Genomic DNA, 17,196 nt, shown 5'->3' on the forward strand with positions numbered 1-17,196 from the left:
GCAAGTATTGATTAGGGCTGCCTAACCTGTGGGCTCACTCGGTTTCCGTCCCCCAGACCGGTCCGTTCGCGGACCGAACCAGACCGAAGGAGCCCCCCCACATGACCGCACGCCTCAACCGGGCCCAGCCCTACGCCCTCGGACTGTTCCGCATCGTCGTCGGCCTGCTCTTCGCCTGCCACGGCGCCGCCTCGCTGTTCGGCGTCCTCGGCGGCGTTGCGGGCACCAACGGCGGCACCGTCCCGACCGGGACCTGGCCCTTCTGGTACGCCGCGATGATCCAACTGGTCGCCGGTGCCCTGATCCTGGTCGGCCTCGGCACCCGGGGTGCCGCGGTCATAGCGTCCGGCTCGATGGCCTACGCGTACTTCGACGTGCACCAGTCCCACGCCCTGTGGCCCATCCAGAACGGCGGCGAACTGCCGGTGCTGTTCTGCTGGGCCTTCCTCCTGCTGGTCTTCACCGGCTCGGGGGCGCTCGGCCTGGACCGCCTGTTCGCCTCCCGGTCGGCGGCCGCCGAGAAGGAGCGGGCTTCGGAGCCCGTCGCGGCCTGATCGAGTTCCGTACGGACGGCGGCGCCCGCTTGCGGGCGCCGTCGGCGTGTCCGGCCTGTCCGGCTCGTCGGCGTGTCCGGCGTGTACCGCGACCGCTTCGGGTGTCGTCCAACGGGTGCGGGCGACTGTCTCACCAGCCCCCTACGCACCGCTAGTCACACCCGCCGCGTACGCTGTACGGCTGTCGAAGGCCGCCGGCTGCCGCTCCCCCGCCACATCGCGGCACATGGTCGCCGTTGGGGAGTCGTACGGGGAGTTCCGGTGATGGAGAGCGTGGGGTCGCTGGCCGGTGGCCCCTGGATCTACCCCGTGGTGGCCGTGTCTGTCCTGCTGGACGTCTTCCTGCCGCTGCTGCCGAGCGGCGTGCTGGTGATCACGGCGGCCACGGCGGCGGCCGCCGGTTCGGCCGTCGCGCGGACACCGGACATCGTCGGGCTCACGTTGTGCGCGGCCACGGCGTCGGTCCTCGGCGACCTGGTGGCGTACGGCCTGGCCTGGCGCGGCGGTGAGCGTCTGGACCGCGCCATCGCCCGCTCCCGCCGCCTGAGGCACGCACAGGAACGCCTCGGTGCGGCACTCGCGCGCGGCGGCGGTGCGCTGGTGATCGTCGCCCGGTTCGCGCCCGCGGGACGCTCACTCGTCTCGCTCGGCGCGGGCGCCGCCCACCGGCGCGCCCGCGAGTTCCTGCCCTGGTCGGCGCTGGCGGGCATCACCTGGGCCGTCTACAGCGTGGCCCTCGGCTACCTGGGCGCCCAGTGGCTGGGCGCGAGCTGGCTGGCGACCGGTGTCTCGGTCGCGGCCCTGTTCGCGGCGGCGCGGGCGCGGCCCACCTCATGCGCGGCCCGGCGTCGTCGAAGTAGCCTGCCGGGGCTGCCCGCCACGTACCTCCAGGCCGGCGAGCAGCTCCGCGGTCGCCTCGGCGACCGCGTCCACCGCGCGCTCGAACGCCTCGCGGTTGTGGGCGGCCGGGGCGCGGAACCCGGAGACCTTGCGCACGAACTGGAGCGCGGCGGCGCGGATCTCCTCCTCGGTGGCCTCTTCGGGCAGGGCAGGCGGGCGGAGCGTCTTGATGCTGCGGCACATGACTCCAGTGTGGCCTGCTCGCCCCGCGGGGCGAGGAGGGTTTCCGCTTCCGTCGGCCTCAGACCGCGTGCGTCTTGGCCAGCAGCTCCAGGACCTCGGCCGTCGTGCCGGACTCGCCCAGGCGCGGAAAGATCCACTCGAGGCTGTTCCGGTGCGCCTCCGGGGAGGCGTCGGCCATGGCGTCGGTGGCGAGCGTGACGTGGTAGCCGTGCTCGTACGCGGCCCTTGCGGTGGACTCCACGCCGATGCTGGTGGCGATGCCGGTCAGCACGATCTGGGTGACGCCGCGGCGGCGCAGCTGGACGTCGAGATCGGTGCCGTGGAAGGCGCCCCAGTTGTGCTTGGTGACGTGGATGTCGCCCGGGTGGCCGGCGAGTTCGTCGACGACGAGGTCCCAGCCCTCTGAGAAGGCGCGGGCGCCGCGCTGCTGGTCGGTGCGTCCGGGGACGGCGTCGGAGCCGTCGGCGGCGAAGGAGACCCGGACCAGGACCACCGGCAGGTTCCGGGCCCGGAACGCGTCCGCGAGCTCGACGGTGCGGGCGACCACCTCCGAGCCGGTGTGGGGCTGGGTGGGCATCCCCACGATGCCGTTCTGGAGGTCGATCACGACGAGGGCGGTGCGCGGGTCGAGCGTGGTGAGAGCCATGGTCAGGCCTTTCGCGTGGCGGGGGTGAATGCGGACAGGGAGCGGTCGAGGGGGGCCACCGGCACGAGCAGGACGGATCCCGCCGCTCCCGCCGTCATGAACGGAGTTACGGCATCACGGCTGGGTCAGCCGTTCCAGCAGGGAGAGCGCGGCGAGGACGGTCTGCCGCTCCCCCTCGCTGTAGCGGTCCTGCAGGGCGCGGGCGAGCCACTCCTGCCGGGCCTGTCGGTCGCCCTCGACGCGCTCCCGGCCGGCCTCGGTGAGGGTGACCAACTGGCGGCGGCCGTCGTCGGGGTCGGGGCTGCGCCGGATCAGGCCGTGCTGTTCGAGGACGGCGAGGGTGGCGGCCATCGACTGCGGCCTCACACCCTCGGCGGACGCCAGGGTGCTCGCGGTGGCGGCACCGCCCTTACCGACCAGGGTGAGCGCGGACACCTGGGAGGGTGTGAGGTCGTCGTCCCCGGCCACCTCACGTATACGTCGCCGCAGTCGGCTGACGACCACCCGCAGGTCACGCGCCGCACGGGCGGCGGACTCGGAGACGCCTTCCGGGTTGTGGTCCATGGGCCTCACGTTAGATCCGCCAGGTAGGACTGTCCAGTTTCAACTGAGCAGGTCTGCCTGAAGATTGGAGGGGAGCCACATCCCGGGCCGGCGCGTGATCAACGAGACGGACGTCCGTTCGAGTGAACCGAGGGAAGAGGGTCGCCCCCGAAAATCGAACAGGCGTAGCATTGGCCTGTGGCTGCGAGCTATGAGTTTCCGAGTGACCTCCTGGCCGGCCAGGAGGAATTGCATCAGGTCCGGGCAGAGCTCCTGGCCCTGCTGAAGCGGCTGCCGTGGTCGGTGGAACCGCTGGACGGATTCAGCGACGACACCGGCTGGCGCAAGGTGGAGCGCCCCGCCTCCCCGGGCTGGACCCAGGACGAACAGGCGGAGGTGGAAAAGCTTCGCCGACGCGAGCGGGAACTCGCGGTGTTCGTCTCCTGCCACCGCTTCTGGAACGAGGTGGCGGCCGAGGACAGGATGGACGCGCGGACGCGCCTGAAGCACGTGCACGAGGACGAGAGGAACGAGCAGAAGGAGAACTGAAACGCGAAGACCCCGGCGGGAGCGGCCGGGGTCTTCGGGTTTCACGTGACGGGAGCCGCAGGCGGCGCTGTACGGCCGCCCACCCGTCAACCACCTCAACGGCTCGGTGCGCTGACCGGATCCGACTTCACGGCACGCGCGCTCGGCGCCGGTGTCACCGATAGTCCTCCGGGTGGCCCTGCATCCAAGCATTGATCTTGTCGCGCGTGCCGGTGAGCAGGCTCTGGTGCTTCTTGAGGTTCTCGAAGGACCTGTCGTCGCCCAGTCCGGCCCGCAGTTTCGCGATCCACGCGAGGGGTTCCTCGAAGTGTTCAGGCCCCTGACGGTCAGCCTTCATCGCCTCGTCGAGACTGCTCAGCTCATCGAGCACGCGCCCCAGGAAGTACTCGCAGTTCCCCGGGGTCGTGCACCCGTCGTTGTAGGTGGCCTGAAGCCGGGCGAACACGTCACGGACCTTCTCCACACTCGGTGCCGGTTCCACCGTGCTCGGGGCGGACGGCTCCTGGGTCGCGGGGGACGACGACGCCTGCCGGACAGCACGGGCGGGCGACTCCTCGCTGGACGTCGCACCTGGGCTGCTGGAGCAGGAGAGCAACAATGACGCCAGGACCACGACGATCGTCGAGCCGCCGAAAGCCTGCCGCGCGCGCATGCCGATCATGCCGCGTACGACTCCTTGACGGGCTCCCTGGTTGTGCTGCCTGTCAAAAGTGCGCTGCGATTCGTCATCCGGGAGCAGCGGCGCTCGGTCCTCTCACTTGCCGCTTCGAAGCCGTACCACTCGTACTGCAGCGCCCGGCCGGTGACGGCGGCGATGCACTCGAAGTCCCGGTACCGGCGCAGGAGGGTCGGCGAAGCCCGCTTCGGAATACCCCTGGGGGGTATTCCGTTCAGTGGAGCAAAGACCTGAGCGTGCGAGGGGAAACGAGCGATGGACCACAGCGCACATGAGCACGTGCACGAGCATCACGATCACCATGCACCCGGCACCTCCTGGCGCACGGCCGCACAAGCCACGCTGCACTGCCTGACCGGCTGCGCCATCGGCGAAGTCCTCGGCATGGTCATCGGCACCGCCGCCGGCCTGCACAACGCGGCCACCGTCGTCATCTCGATAGCGCTGGCCTTCGTCTTCGGCTACGCACTCACCATGCGCGGCGTGCTGCGCGCCGGGCTGCCGCTCCGGCAGGCGCTCAAGGTCGCGCTGGCCGCGGACACCGTGTCCATCGCCGTGATGGAACTGATCGACAACACCGTCATGGTGGGCGTGCCCGGGGCCATGGACGCCGGTCTCGGACAGATCCTCTTCTGGGCTTCGCTCGGCCTTTCCCTGGCCCTGGCCTTCGTACTGACCACCCCGGTCAACCGGTGGATGATCGGCCGCGGCAAGGGCCACGCCGTCGTCCACGCCTACCACTGACCCCTCGCCCGACACGGAAGAGCCCCGGAAGTGGCCTGCACAGGCACTTCCGGGGCTCTGCCGCGATCATCCGGTGGGCGCGGACGGTTTCGAACCGCCGACATCCTGCTTGTAAGGCAGGCGCTCTACCACTGAGCTACGCACCCGAGACGAGTCGACAGCCTACATTGCCGAAGGGGATGCCTCGCAAACCCGTACCGGGGGATATCCCCACCCCCGATCCGGGAGCACGCCGGATGCCGTCGAGAGCCGTGGCTTCGTACCGTCGAAGCACTTCGGCGTTGAGGGCATCCGGCCCTCCGGCTCTCAGGGGGAACATCATGGCTCGTACGACGGTGCTCGCGCGGCGCACCCGGGTGGTCGCCGTGGCGGGGATCGCCGCCGTGCTCATCGGCACAGTCGCCGCCTGCGGGAACGAGGCCCGCGACGACCCGCACCCGGACCACGCGGCCTTCGCGCTGCACGGCCGTACGCTCACCGTGGACTCCGACGACTCGGCGTTGGAGATCGTCCCGGCCGATGTGGACAAGGTGCAGGTCACCCGTTGGTTCCGCGGGACGGTCGTGGTGGGTGGGGATCCGCGTGTGACCTGGGCCATGAAGGGCGACCGGCTCGTGCTGCGGCTGAAGTGCTCGGGGATCGTCGCGGACTGTTCCGCGCGGCATCGGATCGAGGTGCCGCGCGGGGTCGCCGTCACGGTGGAGGACGGTGACGGGAGCGTGCGGGCGGAGGGCTTCGCCGCGGCGCTGGACATCCGGACGCGGGACGGGTCGGTGCGGGTGAGCGATTCCACGGGACCGCTGGCGCTCGCCAGCGACGACGGATCGGTGCGCGCGACAGGTGTACGGTCGCGGCGTGTGCGGGCGACCACGAACGACGGGTCGGTGAGCCTGGAGTTCCGTGACGTGCCCGACCGGGTGGAGTCGAGCAGCCACGACGGGTCGGTCGCCATCGCGCTGCCGCACAGCACGTACCGCGTGTCGACGCGCTCCGCCGACGGCTCCGTCCATGTGTCCGTCCCGACGGAGTCGAAGAGTTCCCACCTGATCGACGCCCGGACCCGTGACGGGTCGGTCAGCGTACGGGCGGCGGGCTGAGCCGGCCGTCACCGGCACGGCACGTCGTCGCGGGTACCGCGGCCATGAGTCCGGCCGCACCGCGAACCGACCGGCCCGTGTGTTCGTCCTCTACCGGTGGGAGAATGACACCGGGCAGGGTGGATCACGGTACGGGAGAGGGATGTGACGGCGACACCACGGCAGGAGTCCGACCGCGTCGCTCGGTCCGTCCCCGGAGTCCTCCTCCTCCCTCTTCTCGTCGCCCTCGTCCTCCCCGCCGCCTTCGCCTCGGGCGGTACCCGGCGGTGGTTCGGGGGGCGGGGCGAGGCTCAGCGGGCCGAGGCGCAGGGGGCCAAGGACGCGGCCGCCGAAGCGTTCTACGAGCTGGACACCGCTCAGCGGGATGTTCGGATCTCCGTCGAGACGATCACCGCCGTGGACGACTCCCCGGCCGCCCGCCGTGCCCTCACCGACTTCGAGGCGCTCGGGCGGCGGATCGACGAGGTCAGTCACCGGTACATCCAGGCCGTGGACGCGCATGATCTCGACCGGGTGGATCTGGAGGCCTCCGCCGCTTCCCGGGCCCGGGCGGATCTCACCGCCGCCAAGGACGAGCTGGTCCGGGTCAAGCAGGAGCTGGATCGATTCGCCCAGGGTCTGGGGCCGCTGCTCGGCAAGGCCGAGACCCAACTGGCCCGTCTCGCCCCGGCCGTGGAGCGCGCCCGGCAGGCGCTGCTCGCCGCCAGCAACGCCCTGGACGGGGTACGGGGTTCCGGGCTGAAGGCCGACGACCTGGCCGCCCGGCTGGCCGCTCTCGGCCCGGAGCTGACCAGGCTGAACCAGGGCGCGGGGCAGCACGGGGTGCAGCAGACGCTGGAGCGTGCCGAGCGGGTCACGCGGGAGGCGGCGGCGGTTCGGGCCGAGGCCGAGCGGCTGCCGGAGAAGGCGGCCGAGATCGACCGTCGGTTGGTGTCGCTGCGCACCCGGGCAGAGGCGCTGACCACGCGGGCCGGGCAGGTCGAGCCCGTGCTGAGCGAGCTGCGGCGCAGGTTCGCGGCGGCCTGCTGGCAGGATCTCCAGCACGTGCCGGAGCAGGCCGTCGAGAACGTACGGCGGGCGGAGCTCGAATTGCGGCAGGCGCAGGGCGCGCGTGACGCACAGCGCTGGGCGGACGCCACCACGCTGCTGTCGACCGTACGGGCGCTGCTGAACACCACCGACGAGGCCGTGTCGGCCGCCGGGGAGCGCCTGCGGCGGCTCAACGCCGTGCAGAAGGATCCGGAGCAGGAGATCGAGCGCACCCGGTTCGCGATCCGGGACGCGCAGCGGCTGGCGATGGCGGGCCGTACGACGCCCGATCCGCGGCACGCCCGCCCGCTCGACGACTCGGTGGCGCGGTTGGAGCGCGCGATCGCCACCTTGGAGGGCCGCCACCCGGACTACTGGCACTTCCTGACGGAGACCGAGGCGGTGCGGCAGGCGGTCGCCCAGGTCGTGGCGCGGATCCGGGAGGAGCGGGGAACCGGCCACTGACCCGGCCCCCGCCCCGGAGGACCACCGGTCAGGTGCGGTAGGCGTAGTAGTACGCGTTCGGGTAGGAGGCGATGAGGCTCGCCACCGACCTGCGGAGGGTGTTGTTGGAGTGGTACGTCACGTACGGGACGCCGCCGCTCTTGTAGGTGACGATCATCGTGTGGTCCTTGGACCCGTCCCGGTCGAAGTCCATCTGGAGCACGTCGCCGACTTCGAGCTGGTAGACGTTGGCGAGCGGCTTGGTCCGCTTGGAGTTCTGGGCGAACCAGGACCACTCGTTGACGCCGACGAACGAGTCCGACTGGATGTCGGCGTTGCCGAACCACTTCGTGTAGTCGTACACGTAGCCGGGAACGTGCTTCCAGCCGCCCGCCTTCAGGGACTGGCTGACGAAGTTGGTGCAGTCGCCGCCCGCGCCGTGCCCGTTGTAGTCCGGGTAGTCCTTGTTGTAGACCTTCCAGTACTTCTCGGCGTAGGCCGCCATGGCCTTGTAGTTGTAGGCGGTGCCGGTCTTCGGGACGGCGACCGGGTTGCGGGTCGTGGCCGCGCGCGGGGCGTTCGGCATGCCGCCGTCGTCCGCGGTGGCGGGCGCCTTGACGGACGGCTTGGACAGCGTGTTCACCGCCATGCCCGCGTCGGTGTCGCGGATGCCGGTCAGCTGCCAGGTGCCCTGCCGGTCGGCCTGGAACGTCAGCTGGTGGTGGGCCTGGAAGCCGGTGGTCTTCGGCCCGTTGTCGGCCTTCTCGTACGTCAGGGTGGTGGTCTCGGTGACGTCGACCGTGGCGTGCCGGCCCTTCACCCGTGTCCGGTCCAGCGAGACCGTGGTGTCGGACTTGCTGTACTTCTCGCCGAGCGCGGCGAGGCGGGACTTGCGGCCGCGCAGCGTGGACAGGGCGGTGTCCTCCTGGTGCGACAGCGTGGACGACAGGCGTACGTCGCCGGAGAAGCGGGCCGCCAGGGGCTTGCCCCGTCCGCTGTCGCTCTTGTCGACCAGGGCGTCCGTACGGTCGGTGAAGACCGCGTCCGCCAGCCGCTGGAAGGTGGCCCTGGTCCCCGGGTCCACCGTGGGTTCCGCGACGCTCGCCGCGTTCGCGCCCCAGTTGGGCAGCAGTGCGGCGCCGGCGACGACCGATGCGGCGGCCGCGGTGACTATGGTCGCGCGGCGCCGCTTACGGCTCAATCTTCTTGATTTCAATGATGTTCCCCTCTAACACCGGTACTCCGATACCGGGGGCCGCATCTTCGCACGCCGTGTGTGGCTTGTGTGAAGGGGGTGGTCCAAGTGGCTTGGCGGAGCGCCCGGTTGTCACTGCACGACGGCCGACCAGTCCGGCGACTGCCCCGGGTCAAGGGTGCGGAGCCGCTCGAGGGTGGCGGGCTTCTGCACGTCCAGCCAGTCGGTCAGCTCCTTGAACGACACGCACTTGACGCCGTCCTTCGTGCAGACGTTCTTGACGACCTGGTCGATGGCCTTCATGTAGATGTCGCCGTTCCAGTTCTCGAAGTGGTTTCCGATGAACAGGGGCGCCCGGCTGCCGTAGTAGACGCGGTTGAAGCCGGCCATGTAGGAGTCGACGGTCTGCTGCTCCCACTGGGGGTACTTCGCGGGGTCGCCTTTGGTCTCGCCCTTGGACTGGTTGTAGAGGAAGTTGAAGTCCATCGACAGGCCCTGGTATTTGCCGCCCTCGTAGGGGAGCATCTGCAGCGGGAAGTCCCAGATGCCGTTCTTCCTCGTCGGCCATATCTGGAAGTCGCCCGGGGAGCTGGCGTCGTAGCGCCAGCCGTAGCTCTTGATGGCCTTCAGCAGGTTCGGCTGGCCCTCCAGGCAGGGTGCGCGGCCGCCGATGACCTCCCTCTGGAAGTCGAAGGGCAGCGGAGCGATGTTCTTGGAGCCGGTGTTGGTCTTCCAGTTCTGCACGAAGGAGTAGAACTGGTCGATCTCGCTCTTCCACTCCTCCACGCTCCAGTCGCCGCCGCCCTTGGCGCCGCAGAAGTGGCCGTTGAAGTGGGTGCCGATCTCGTTGCCCTGGTCGTACGCCAGGCGCAGTTGCTCCACGGTGTCGCGGATGTGCTCGTCGGTGGCGTAGTCGATCGCCGCGGAGCCCACCGGGTGCTGCGGCGGGTGGTAGAGGTCCTTCTTGCTCTTGGGCAGCAGGTAGATGCCCGTGAGGAAGAAGGTCATGTGGGCGTTGTACTGCTCGGCCATCTCCCGGTAGTGGGAGAAGAGGTGGTCGTCGCCCTCCAGTGCGCCGTCCCAGGAGAAGACGACGAACTGGGGTGGTTTCTCCCCGGGTTTGAGCGGTTTGGGCTTCAACTGGTCTTTCTGCGGTCCGGTGTACGAGGTGGAGCCGTCACCGATGATCTTCGTCTTGCCGTCCCACTTGGGCTCCGTGGTGGGCCGGGGAGTGAATCCTCTGCCGATGCTCTTGCCGACGTCCGCCGTGGCGGTCGCCGCGGTGCTGTCCGGCCGGGACACCGCCAGGAAGGTCACCGTCACCGATGCGACGGCGAGGAGGGCCGCCAGCGTCATGAAGCTCGGGCGGCTCTTCCACTGCTCGATGCGGGACGAGCGAGGGCGGCGGCGACGGCCGTTTCTCGTGGTCATGGGCGGCTCGTTCTCCGAGGAGGAAGGTGGGGGGTTGCATGCTCGGCCGGTGGCGTCAGCCGAGCGGTCCAATGGCCGCGGACCAGATGCCGTAGGGGGCGCCGTCGTTCGGCGTGCCGGCGACTCCCTTCAGCGGCAGTGGTTCGAGGCTCTTGGACAGGTCCATGCGGTAGGCGACCACCGCGGTGGACACGGACCGGGCCGTGCCCACGTACCAAGAGGCCGTGTCGTCCTGGGTGGTTCCGGCCTTCCCGGCGACCTGCGCGGAGGCGTCCCCCGCGCCCGGGTGGGCGGCGCGGAAGGAATCCGTGAGCGCCTCGGTGACCTCCCCGGCCACCTGGGCACCCACCGCGCGGCGGGACTTCGGGACGTTCAGGGACACCGTGGCGCCGTTGCGGGTGACGCGTCGCACCGAGTACGGCTCGGTGTGCGTGCCGCCCGCGGCGAACGTGGTGTATCCGCTCGCCATCCGGATCGCGCTCGGCGTGGAGTTGCCCAGGGACAGCGCGGGCACCTGTGGTCCCATGCTGTCGGACAGCAGCCCGGCCGCCTCCGCCGTCTCGCGCACCTTGTCCAGGCCGATGTCCATACCGAGTTGCATGAACGGCGTGTTCACCGACCGGGCGAGGGCCTCGTGCAGGGTGATGTGCGCGTACGACTTGTTTCCGTCGTTGTGGGCGGAGACCTTCTTGCCGCTGCGGTCCCAGTACGGCCCCTCGGGGGTGGTGACGGGGATGTTGTCACGGCCGTCGTAGACCGACTCCGGGGTGACCGGGGTCGCGGGCCCGCCGCGCGTCTTGTGGACGCCGTGTTCGAGGCCGGCGGCGTAGACGAACGGCAAGAAGGCCGAACCGGCGGGGACGGTGGCCGCGTTGGACTCGTTGTAGCCCTGGGTGCGGTGGTCGGGGCCGCCGTAGACGGCCAGGATCCGGCCGTCGGTGCTCACCGAGGCGGCGCCGAAGTGGGCGGTCGGCGCGGTGTCCGGGTGGTCCTTCCGCGCCTGTTTGCGGGCCTTGTTGACGGCGTCGGTGAGCGCGCTCTCCCGCTTGCGGTCGAAGGTGGTGTAGATCTGGTAGCCACCCAGGTCGAACTGCTGGTCGGAGATGTGCGCGGCCTTCTTGGCGTAACTCGACGCCAGCTCCACCAGGTAGTCGCTCTGCTGACCGGTGTCGTAGAGCGGGTTCTGCTTGAGCGGCTCGGGGAAGGTCGTGTACTTGGCCCGCTCGGCCTTCGACAGCTTGCCGATCTTCACCATGCGGTCGAGGATCCACTTCCAGCGTTCGACGGCCCGGTGGTGGTTGGCCTCGCCGAGGGTGGGGTCGTAGAGGCCGGCGCCCTTGAGCAGGGAGGCGAGGAAGGCGGCCTGGCCGGCGTTGAGCTGGCTCACGTCCTTGCCGTAATAGGCCTGGGAGGCGCGCTGGATGCCGTAGGTGCCGCGGCCGAACCAGCTGGTGTTGAGGTATCCCTCGAGGATTTTGTCCTTGCTCATCCTGTTGTCGAGCTTGAGGGCGATCATGGCCTCGGTGAATTTGCGGCCGATGGTCTGGTTCTGCGTCAGATAGACGTTTTTCACATACTGCTGGGTGATGGTGGAACCGCCTTCGGTGTCACCCTCGCCGACCGTCTTCCACAGCGCGCGGGTGATGCCTTTGGCGGATATGCCGGGGTCGGAGTAGAAGCTCTCGTTCTCCGCCGCCAGCACCGCCCAGCGGACCTGCTCGGGTATGTCCTTCAGCGGCATGGCCTGACGCTGCACCCAGCCGGTGCGGGCCATGGGCGTGCCGTCGGACCAGAAGTAGACGTTGTCCTGCTGGGTGGCGTACGAGTTGAGGTTGTCCGGTATGTCGGTGACGGCGTACGCGACGACCAGGAACACGCTGCTCAGACCGAAAGAGGTGAGCACGGCGCCGAGCCACTGCCGCCATGAGGGCATCCAGCGGCGCCAGCCGACGCGGCCGGGCCGCGGATAGACGGGCCTGAGTTTGCGGGCGTACGGGGCGAGCCGTCGGGCGTACGGGGTCAACCGCTGGGCGTACGGGGCCAGTTTGCGGACGTACGGCGTCAGGTACGAGGTGACACGAGTGAGGGCGGAGGGGCGTGCGGCCTTGCGCCGCGCGCTGCGAGACTTGGGCGCCTCCGGCGGGCGGGGCATCCGCAGTTGCATGGTCTCGTCCGGCGCCACGGGCCTGACGGCCTTCAACTGCATGGTCTCGTCCGGAGCCGGGACCGCTACGGCCTTCAACTGCATGGTCTCGTCCGGCGCGAGGGGCCTGACGTCCTTCAACTGCGCGGTCCGGTCGGTCGTCACGGGTTCGGCGGCCCTCAACTGCGCGGCGCCGTCGGCGTCGGAAGGTGCCCCGGCCTTCAACTGCATGGTGACGTCCGGGTCGAACGGCGCCTGCGACGGGTCGTCGGCCCCGGTGCGGCGGTCCGTACGACGGTCCGGACGGCCGCCGTCCTGGCTAGCCACGGCCCGCCCCGGTGTGCGGACGGCCCTGGGACGGCCTGTCACCTGTTCGATGCCATGCCTCGGTCACGACTGCGTCTCCCTCCGCACTCGGAATTGCACGCGCGGGTAGATGCAGCGGCCGGACATGCGGCAGCGAGCCCCCCTCCCCGACACTGCGGCTCATCGCGGCTTCCTTAAATTAGCAGCGACCTTTGTGATGTCCTCGATCAGGTACCGGCCAGTACGTGGTCACGGAGAGAATATTAAGGAGATCTCGGGGAGATCGTGCGGCATTCACAAAGCGGTGCGGGGAGCCGGAAGTCCTGTGATCGCCGGTGAGCGACCGTTAATCTGTGCGCATGCCACGCTATGAGTACCGCTGCCGTACCTGCGGCGACACGTTCGAACTGAGCCGTCCGATGGCGGAGTCCTCCGCCCCCGCGAACTGCCCGCAGGGCCACGACGACACGGTGAAGCTGCTGTCCACCGTGGCGGTGGGCGGCACGGCCTCCGCCCCGGCGCCGGCCCCGAGGGCGGGTGGCGGCTCGGGGGCGGCTGCTGCGGCGGTGGTTGCTGCGGCTGAAGCCCCGTCAGGGGCGGCTGTACCGGCTGAGATACCGTCAGCACCGGCTGCCGCGGGCCGAGACGCCGTCAACGGCGGGTTCGCGGGCCGAGACGCCGTCAACGGCGGGTTCGCGGGCCGAGACGCCGTCAGCGGCGGCGGGCCAGGGTCAGGCCGTCCGCGATCGACAGCATCACGCTGTCCACCCGTCCGTCCGCCTTCACATGGGCGTTGAAGTCCCTGATCGCCCCGGCGGGCCCGGTGGCGTCCGGGTCCGTCACGCCGCCGTGGAAGAAGACGTTGTCGACCACCAGCAGGCCGCCGGGGCGCATCCGGGGCACCAGTTCGTCCCAGTAGGCGGTGTAGTTGTCCTTGTCCGCGTCGATGAACGCCATGTCGATGTGCGGCTCGGACGGCAGCCCCCGCAGCGTCTCCAGCGCGGGGGCGATCCGCAGCTCGATCCGGTCGGCCACGCCCGCCTTCTCCCACGCCTCCCGCGCGTGCCGCGTCCACTCCTCGGAGACGTCGCAGGTCAGCAGCTTCCCGCAGGGCGGCAGCGCCTGCGCCATGGACAGCGCCGACAGCCCGGTGAAGGTCCCTACCTCGACGATCCGGCGCGCCCCGGTCAGCCGCACCAGGAAGGCCAAAAGCGGCCCCTGCTCCTCGGCGACCTGCTTGCCGGCCACCAGCGGCAGCTGCGTGTGCGTGACCTCGACGAGCATCCGCTGCACGGGGTCGAGCGGCGGGTTGTGGCCGAGCATGTACCCGTACAGCTCGTCCGTCAGCGGCGTCCCGTTCCCCCTGGCCACCCGGCCCTCCTCTGACTCGGCCCCCGCAACCCCGGGGGCTCCCGGCTCCCCTCCACCGTAGCCTCGAAGGCCCCCGTGCCGGGACCGGTCATGCCTCCCTGGTCGCCTTCAGGAACTCCCGCAGGATCCGCTCCCCGGCCACCACGCCCCGCTCCGGCAACGCACCGATCCCGGGGGCCGTCCAGCCGGAGTCGGCCAGTTCGCCGTGGCCCGGGCGCCAGCCGCGGTCCGCGGCGAGCAGCAGGTCGGCGTCGAGCAGCGAGTCCCCGGCAGCCAGCGTGAGCGTCGCGCCGGTGCGGCGGGCGACCTCGCGCACGCCCGCGCTCTTGGTGAGCGGCCCCGGCACGGCGTAGATCTTGCGGCCCTGCAGCGACACCGTCCAGCCACGGTTCTCCGCCCAGACGGCCAGTTCCTTCACCCACTCCTCGGGCAGCAGCTCCCGCTCGACGACGAGGTAGGCGAACAGGTCCTCCGCGACCCGGTGCTTGCGCACCCAGGCGGGGTCGGCGGTGGCCGTCAGATGCTCGCGCACCTCGGCCAGCGGCGCGCACTCGTCCGCCAGCCGGGCCAGCACCGCGGCGTGCCAGTCGTGGTCCGTGACGCCGTCGACGAGCAGATGGCCGCCGTTCGCGCAGATCGCGTACGCCGGGGTGGGGCCAGGCAGGTTGATGCGCTGGTACTGCTTGCGGGTGCGGGTGGTGGTCGGTACGAACACCGCCCGGTCGCCGAGGTCGGTGAGCAGCCCGGCCGCGGTCTCGGTCATGTACGACAGCGGCCTGCTCTCGTGGACCTCCACGCACAGCAGCCGGGGCGCCCGCGCGTCCGGCATGGTCAGTGCGAGCGCCGCGGAGGAGTAGATCAGGGTGCGGTCGAGGTCGCTGGCGACCAGTACGGGGCTCATCCGGCCACCGCCTTGCCGTCGGCGCCCGTCGCACCCCGCGTGTACCGGGGGTGGATCAGCCCCACGCAGGTGTACGGCAGCCCCTCGACCTCCTCCACCGGCACGCCCCGCTGGGCGGCCAGCAGGCGCACATGGTCGAGGTCGGCGCCGGCCCCGGCGCGCGCCAGGATCTTCCACGGCACCCGGCGCAGCAGCACGCGCGTGGTCTCGCCGACGCCCGGCTTGACCAGGTTCACGTCGTGGATGCCGTACTCCTCGCTGATGCGCTCCACGGCCGCCCAGCCCTCCCAGGTCGGCGTACGGTCACCGGCCAGCAGTTCCTTGGCCTGGAGATCGACCGCCTCCTCGACCTCGGTGAAGCGGGCCGAGACGGCGTCGAGGAAGGCCACCGAGACATCGGCTCCCGCCAGCTCGCGGTAGAACTTGGCGCCGTGGTAGTCGTGCGGGCCGATCAGGTCGGTGCGCAGCACCGTGCGCGAGATCAGGCCGGAGACCGTGGAGTTGAGGCAGGCGGAGGGGATGAGGAAGTCCTCCCGGGTGCCGTACGTCCGTACGCACGAGCCCGGGTCGGCGAGCACCGCGATCTCCGGGTCGAAGCCGGTGATGCCGTCGGACTTCTCGAACTCCCTGATGGCCTCGGCGAGTTCACGGGCGATGGCGCCCTTTCCGGTCCAGCCGTCGACGAAGACGACGTCGCCGGGGTCGTACCGGTCGGCGAGGTAGCGCAGGGCGTTGGCGTCGATGCCGCGGCCGCGCACGATGGACACCGCGTAGTGCGGCAGGTCGAGGCCGTGCCGGTGCCGGGCCCAGCGGCGCATGAGGACCCCGACGGGGGTGCCGGCGCGGGCCAGGGAGACCAGGACGGGCCGTGGCATGGGGGTCCCCCCACTCGAGCGAAGTCGAGAGTGGGGGAGCTCGGCGAGGATCGTCTCGGTGACCACGCCGACGGCCTGCGCCAGACGGGCGGCCGAGGCATCGAGCGCCGCGTGGAACAGCTCCTGGTACTGCTCGCTCGGCTGGTACTCCACCGGCAGCGACTCCGCGTAGTGCGCGCCGCCGCGCTGGATGGCCTCCTCGCGCTCCTCGGTCGGCGCCTCGAGGGTGACGTCCGAGAGGTCCTGGAGCAGCCAGCCGACCTCGTCGGGCGCGTACGAGGAGAAGGCGGGGCCGCGGAGGGGCTCGGGCAGCATGGCGGAACTTTCTGACGAGGCGGCGACGGGCGGGGGCGGCGCGGGGACGTAGGCGGGGACCACCGCGAGCAGGACGTGCGGGGTGTGCGCGGCGAGCCGGTCCAGGAGCCCGCCGGGGGCGTGCAGTCGGGGGGTGTCGGCCGCCGAGTCCACGACCGCGACGACGGCGTCGAAGCCGGCGCCCGCGACGTTGTACGCGTACCGCTCGCCGGGGCCGTCGGCCGGGTCGTCGTGCGCGGGGAACACGATGCGGGTGCGTATCGCGTAGCCGGGGTCGTCGACCGCGAGGACGGGCGAACGGGTGGTGGTGGAGTAGCGGACCTCGGCGGGCACCGTCTCCTCCAGCTCGCGGGCGAGCCTGAGCGGCGCGTACATCAGCTCCTCGAAGCCGAGTACGAGGACGCGGCGGGCGCCCGCGGGCAGTGCCCGGGCGAGCCGCGCCGCCATCGAGGGCAGTGCGCGCTCGAGGCGGGAGCGGTGCTCGGGGGTGAAACCGTGCCGTCCGCCGTCCGGCAGCCCGTGGGGCCAGCCGAGGTCGATGCGGGTGATCGTCCCGTGGGCCTCTTCTGGGCGCACGGACGTCTCGTGCCGGGCGACCAGCTCCTGCCCCTTCTCCAGGACGCCCTCGGGCAGCTTCACCGTGCCCGAGGCCGCGGCCACCAGGTCCACCCGGGCGCCGATCTGCTGGGCGAAGTCCTTGAGCCGGCCCAGATCGGCGGGCGAGCGCAGGTCGACCAGGGCGACGACGACGTACCGCTCGCGCGGGTACCGCTCGTGCAGGTCGCGGATCGTGTTCATGACGGTGTTGCCGGTGGAGAACTCGTCGTCGACCAGGACGAGCGGGCCGTCGCCCGCCAGCAGCGCCGGGTCTTCCGGGAGCAGCAGGTGCGAGGTGGCGTGGGAGTGGGACTCCTCGAAACCGCCGGCGCGGGCGACACCCTCGACGGGGCGGCGGGTGGAGTGCAGACAGGGCACCGGGCCGAGGCCGTCCGCGACGGAGTGGCCGAGTCCGGTGGCCGTCTCCGCGTATCCGAGGACGACCGCTCGGCCCGCTTCCTCCTCCCCCAGCAGGTCCCGCACCCGCCGGCCGAGCGCCACCCCGTGGTCGTGGACGACTGACGGCAACTGCGGGACGTGTTTGCCCAGCACGTTGGAGACGAGCAGGTGGGCCCGCTTGGGGTTGCGGCGCAGCGCGAGCCCCAGCATTTGCGTCAACCGCTCGTCGCCGACGAGTTCGACCCCGAGCCGCTCGGCGACCCAGGTCCCGGACCAGACCACGTTCTTCATCGATTCC

The 17,196-nt window shown here is 70.8% G+C and carries 15 protein-coding genes, 1 tRNA gene and 2 pseudogenes; 7 read left to right on the forward strand and 11 right to left on the reverse strand.

Annotation, left to right across the window (positions count from 1 at the left end; genetic code table 11):
* Positions 1–101 precede the first annotated feature (101 nt).
* Both N8I84_RS13050 and N8I84_RS13055 read left to right on the forward strand, forming a co-directional pair.
* On the forward strand, positions 102–554 hold the full coding sequence (locus N8I84_RS13050; RefSeq protein WP_263229689.1) for a DoxX family protein: 453 nt from the start codon (positions 102–104) through the stop codon (positions 552–554).
* A 261-nt stretch (positions 555–815) separates the two neighbouring features.
* Positions 816–1,414, forward strand: a pseudogene (locus N8I84_RS13055) (DedA family protein).
* On the opposite strand, the gene N8I84_RS13060 reads toward N8I84_RS13055, so the two are convergent.
* The 3 genes from N8I84_RS13060 to N8I84_RS13070 all read right to left on the reverse strand — a co-directional run bounded on the left by N8I84_RS13060 (position 1,386) and on the right by N8I84_RS13070 (position 2,847).
* On the reverse strand, positions 1,386–1,637 hold the full coding sequence (locus N8I84_RS13060) for a DUF2277 domain-containing protein (protein WP_263229690.1): 252 nt from the start codon (positions 1,635–1,637) through the stop codon (positions 1,386–1,388). The pseudogene N8I84_RS13055 and the gene N8I84_RS13060 overlap by 29 nt on opposite strands.
* Before the next feature lie 58 nt (positions 1,638–1,695).
* Complete coding sequence (locus N8I84_RS13065; protein WP_263229691.1) at positions 1,696–2,283, reverse strand: hydrolase; 588 nt, start codon at positions 2,281–2,283, stop codon at positions 1,696–1,698.
* A gap of 114 nt (positions 2,284–2,397) precedes the next feature.
* On the reverse strand, positions 2,398–2,847 hold the full coding sequence (locus N8I84_RS13070; RefSeq protein ID WP_263229692.1) for a MarR family winged helix-turn-helix transcriptional regulator: 450 nt from the start codon (positions 2,845–2,847) through the stop codon (positions 2,398–2,400).
* 177 nt (positions 2,848–3,024) lie between these two features.
* Here N8I84_RS13070 and N8I84_RS13075 point away from each other — a divergent pair, with 177 nt between their 5' ends.
* Positions 3,025–3,375, forward strand: a complete 351-nt coding sequence (locus N8I84_RS13075; RefSeq protein WP_263229693.1) for a hypothetical protein — start codon at positions 3,025–3,027, stop codon at positions 3,373–3,375.
* Positions 3,376–3,529: 154 nt separating this feature from the next.
* Here the strand turns inward: N8I84_RS13075 and N8I84_RS13080 are convergent, their stop codons facing one another.
* On the reverse strand, positions 3,530–4,036 hold the full coding sequence (locus tag N8I84_RS13080; protein WP_263229694.1) for a hypothetical protein: 507 nt from the start codon (positions 4,034–4,036) through the stop codon (positions 3,530–3,532).
* A gap of 270 nt (positions 4,037–4,306) precedes the next feature.
* On the opposite strand from N8I84_RS13080, the gene N8I84_RS13085 reads away from it, so the two are divergent.
* Entirely contained in the window at positions 4,307–4,795 is a 489-nt protein-coding gene (locus tag N8I84_RS13085; protein ID WP_263229695.1) for a DUF4396 domain-containing protein, read from the forward strand.
* Positions 4,796–4,869: 74 nt separating this feature from the next.
* Here N8I84_RS13085 and N8I84_RS13090 read toward each other — a convergent pair.
* Positions 4,870–4,941, reverse strand: a tRNA-Val gene (locus N8I84_RS13090).
* A gap of 174 nt (positions 4,942–5,115) precedes the next feature.
* Between N8I84_RS13090 and N8I84_RS13095 the strand changes: the two genes are divergently transcribed.
* Positions 5,116–5,892: a DUF4097 domain-containing protein gene (locus N8I84_RS13095; RefSeq protein WP_263229696.1), complete on the forward strand. Its 777-nt coding sequence runs from the start codon at positions 5,116–5,118 to the stop codon at positions 5,890–5,892.
* A 144-nt stretch (positions 5,893–6,036) separates the two neighbouring features.
* On the forward strand, positions 6,037–7,386 hold the full coding sequence (locus tag N8I84_RS13100; RefSeq protein WP_263229697.1) for a coiled-coil domain-containing protein: 1,350 nt from the start codon (positions 6,037–6,039) through the stop codon (positions 7,384–7,386).
* Positions 7,387–7,414: 28 nt separating this feature from the next.
* Here N8I84_RS13100 and N8I84_RS13105 read toward each other — a convergent pair whose 3' ends face one another.
* The 3 genes from N8I84_RS13105 to N8I84_RS13115 all read right to left on the reverse strand — a co-directional run bounded on the left by N8I84_RS13105 (position 7,415) and on the right by N8I84_RS13115 (position 12,155).
* The gene (locus tag N8I84_RS13105; protein WP_263229698.1) at positions 7,415–8,566 is read right to left on the reverse strand and encodes an amidase domain-containing protein; all 1,152 of its coding nucleotides are present in this window, start codon (positions 8,564–8,566) and stop codon (positions 7,415–7,417) included.
* 126 nt (positions 8,567–8,692) lie between these two features.
* Complete coding sequence (locus N8I84_RS13110; protein ID WP_263229699.1) at positions 8,693–9,991, reverse strand: polysaccharide deacetylase family protein; 1,299 nt, start codon at positions 9,989–9,991, stop codon at positions 8,693–8,695.
* A gap of 55 nt (positions 9,992–10,046) precedes the next feature.
* On the reverse strand, positions 10,047–12,155 hold the full coding sequence (locus N8I84_RS13115) for a transglycosylase domain-containing protein (protein WP_390899028.1): 2,109 nt from the start codon (positions 12,153–12,155) through the stop codon (positions 10,047–10,049).
* Positions 12,156–12,799: 644 nt separating this feature from the next.
* On the opposite strand from N8I84_RS13115, the pseudogene N8I84_RS13120 reads away from it, so the two are divergent.
* A pseudogene (locus N8I84_RS13120) lies at positions 12,800–13,023 on the forward strand (FmdB family zinc ribbon protein).
* Between the two features lie 128 nt (positions 13,024–13,151).
* On the opposite strand, the gene N8I84_RS13125 reads toward N8I84_RS13120, so the two are convergent.
* The 3 genes from N8I84_RS13125 to N8I84_RS13135 form a co-directional block, all read right to left on the reverse strand.
* Positions 13,152–13,811, reverse strand: coding sequence for an O-methyltransferase (locus tag N8I84_RS13125; protein ID WP_263229700.1), 660 nt, complete (start codon positions 13,809–13,811; stop codon positions 13,152–13,154).
* Positions 13,812–13,899: 88 nt separating this feature from the next.
* Positions 13,900–14,712, reverse strand: a complete 813-nt coding sequence (locus tag N8I84_RS13130; RefSeq protein WP_263229701.1) for an HAD family hydrolase — start codon at positions 14,710–14,712, stop codon at positions 13,900–13,902.
* Positions 14,709–17,189, reverse strand: a complete 2,481-nt coding sequence (locus N8I84_RS13135; RefSeq protein WP_263229702.1) for a phosphoribosyltransferase — start codon at positions 17,187–17,189, stop codon at positions 14,709–14,711. The genes N8I84_RS13130 and N8I84_RS13135 overlap by 4 nt, the downstream gene beginning before the upstream one ends.
* Positions 17,190–17,196: the final 7 nt, after the last annotated feature.

Origin of the sequence: Streptomyces cynarae (genome assembly GCF_025642135.1) — a bacterium.
GTDB lineage: Bacteria > Actinomycetota > Actinomycetes > Streptomycetales > Streptomycetaceae > Streptomyces > Streptomyces cynarae.